We start from the raw sequence: 1,397 nt of genomic DNA, 5'->3' as shown, positions 1-1,397 counted from the left end.
ACGCATCCGATTGCGTGCAAATATTCGGTGTAACGTGTCGAAAACGGACTCCATAAACACGCGGTTGGGTGATGGCAAAAAGATTAATTCTTTCTATTTCTCAAACTCAGTGCTATACATATATATAACACCAATTCAGCCATAGGATGTTTATCATGACGCATTGGCATGATCGCCAACCGATTTTTCGCCAGTTGGCTGATCAAATCACCCAACAAATATTGCAGGGCGTCTGGAAAGAAGGCGAGGCTTTACCCTCCGTCCGCAGCATCTCTGCCGATATGAAAATTAACCACCTTACCGTCATGAAAGGCTATCAGTTACTTGTTGATGAAGGACTGGTGGAGAAAAAACGTGGCCAAGGCATGTTTGTCGCACAAGGGGCAATTCAACAATTGCGCTCTGCGGAAAAGGCTCGCTTTCTTGAACAGCAAATTCCTCAAATAGCCGATACATTACAACGTCTGGACATGTCAGTTGATGAACTTGTCCAGCAACTCAACCCCCATATGAAAGGTGACCAATGAGCGCATTAGTCAGTGTAAACAACGTCTCCAAGCAGTACCGTCAACAAGGAGAGGCGCTTCATGATGTGAGTTTTGACTTACATGCTGGTCAAGTGCTTGGTTTACTCGGCCACAATGGCGCGGGTAAGTCGACGCTTATTAACGCCCTACTCGGCGCCCACGACTACGAAGGGACTATTCGCATCAATGGCTTCGAGCCCATGATGCAGCGTGACAAGATCATGCAGAATTTGTCGTACATCTCAGATGTGAATGTTTTGCCAGATTGGATGACGGTCTCTCAGCTTCTGAGTTATACCGAAGGGGTTCACCCGGGTTTCAATCGCAGCAAAGCGGATGCGCTGCTTCGTCAAACCGACATCAAACCTCGTGCGAAAATCAGAGCCCTTTCGAAAGGGATGAAAGTGCAATTGCACCTTGCCATTGTTATCGCAACCAATACACAAATCCTGATTTTGGATGAACCAACTCTTGGTTTGGATTTGGTTTACCGCGACACCTTCTACCGTCATTTACTGGAATGGTTTCACGATGGTGAACGCGTTCTGATCATCACCAGCCATGAAGTTTCCGAGATCGAACATCTGTTAACCGATGTGTTGATTCTTAAACACGGTCGCCCGGTGCTGCAAACCTCAATGGACAGCATCAGTGAAGACTACTTTATTCTCGATGCCAATGACGAACACCGTGCGCAAATTGAAGCGATGCACCCACTCTCTTCTCAAAAAGGATTAGGCACAACGAAATGGCTATTGTCTTCACAATACGCTGATCAAGCGGCAGGGCTTGGCGATGTGCATGGTGTAAAACTGGCGGATCTGTTTTTAGCGTTACAAAAGGAGGCAGCATGATGCGCTCTGTCGTCGC

Annotated in this window: 2 protein-coding genes; both read left to right on the top strand. The window is 47.1% G+C overall.

The features are described 5' to 3' along the window. Window positions 1-155: 155 nt before the first annotated feature. Window positions 156-527 carry a GntR family transcriptional regulator gene (locus R8N47_RS23415; protein ID WP_005464887.1) on the top strand — a complete coding sequence of 124 codons (372 nt, stop codon included), beginning with the start codon at window positions 156-158 and terminating at the stop codon, window positions 525-527. Continuing rightward, on the top strand, window positions 524-1,381 hold the full coding sequence (locus tag R8N47_RS23410) for an ABC transporter ATP-binding protein (RefSeq protein ID WP_318185880.1): 858 nt from the start codon (window positions 524-526) through the stop codon (window positions 1,379-1,381). The genes R8N47_RS23415 and R8N47_RS23410 overlap by 4 nt, the downstream gene beginning before the upstream one ends. The last annotated feature ends 16 nt before the right edge of the window (window positions 1,382-1,397 follow it).

Source organism: Vibrio sp. 2132-1, assembly GCF_033344315.1.
The sequence above is the reverse complement of the archived record's forward strand: the minus strand, read 5'-3'. Positions and strand labels throughout refer to the sequence as shown.

Coding starts and splice junctions, on each gene's coding strand:
- R8N47_RS23415 (WP_005464887.1), top strand. CDS start 156: ATGACGCATTGGCATGATCGCCAACCGATTTTTCGCCAGTTGGCTGAT.
- R8N47_RS23410 (WP_318185880.1), top strand. CDS start 524: ATGAGCGCATTAGTCAGTGTAAACAACGTCTCCAAGCAGTACCGTCAA.